The 871-nt window shown below is 58.3% G+C and carries 1 protein-coding gene; it reads right to left on the reverse strand.

Translation table 11 applies throughout. The features are described from left to right. Positions 1 to 223: 223 nt before the first annotated feature. Positions 224 to 616, reverse strand: coding sequence for a DoxX family protein (locus EN969_RS33225; protein WP_013530889.1), 393 nt, complete (start codon positions 614 to 616; stop codon positions 224 to 226). Between the last annotated feature and the right edge of the window lie 255 nt (positions 617 to 871).

Consider the following 871-nt stretch of genomic DNA (forward strand, 5'->3'; position numbering starts at 1 on the left):
TCGCTGATGAGAGCGACGGCTTCGAGATCGAGCTGCTGGGCAAGCGCCATGCGGCGCGCATTCAGGCGGTGCCGCTGTTCGACGCCAATTTCGAACGGATGCGTGCTTGAAGCGCTTCGGCTTCGCCGATGCGCTTCAGATTCCTGTTTTGTGGATGTCGTTGTCCCAAAACCGCCGGGCACTTTTGGGCGACATGCACCAGGCCCGCATCCTCTTTCTGGCGTCAGGCGCTGCGGCGGCTGTCCAGCGCGAAGGCGCCGGCGCCGGCAAACACCAGATAGAGGAAGATGAAGCAGAACGAGATCGCCGAATCGCCGCCATTGTTGACCGGGAAGAAGTCGCGCGGCATGTGCGCCATGAAATAGGCGATCGCCATTTCGCCGGCCAGAAGGAATGCCACCGGTCGCGTGAACAGGCCCAGCGCGAGCAGGATGCCGCCGGCGAATTCGAGGATGGCGGCAGTCGTGGTCAGCCCGGAAAGGGCGTGGGGATCGACGCTGACGGGGAAGTTGAACAGTTTCTGGCTGCCATGCTCGATGAACTGCAGCGCGGTCATGATGCGCAACACGCCGAGCGCCTGCGGCTGGTATCTGGAGAGGCTTTCGAAAAGCTTCATAATGACTCCATTTTCAATCCGTCCGGCCATAGATTATCGCCCAGGAATGGACCATTCACTTCCCATGGCCTGGCGTCAACAATCGGTGATTGAAAATGTCCCCAGCTTGACCCTTCACATTTTTCCCGCAAGGGTTGTATTTCTATCGTTGCGGTTGTATTAGTGCGGCCACTCTAGAAATGTGGGTTCCCTTTGCCATGAAAAAAGTCGCCATCAGCCTCTTCGCAATTCTTGCAGGCACCAGCTTTGCCATGG

It is taken from the genome of Mesorhizobium sp. M7A.F.Ca.CA.003.01.2.1 (assembly GCF_003998945.1).
GTDB lineage: Bacteria > Pseudomonadota > Alphaproteobacteria > Rhizobiales > Rhizobiaceae > Mesorhizobium > Mesorhizobium ciceri.

Coding starts and splice junctions, on each gene's coding strand:
- EN969_RS33225 (WP_013530889.1), bottom strand. CDS start 616: ATGAAGCTTTTCGAAAGCCTCTCCAGATACCAGCCGCAGGCGCTCGGC.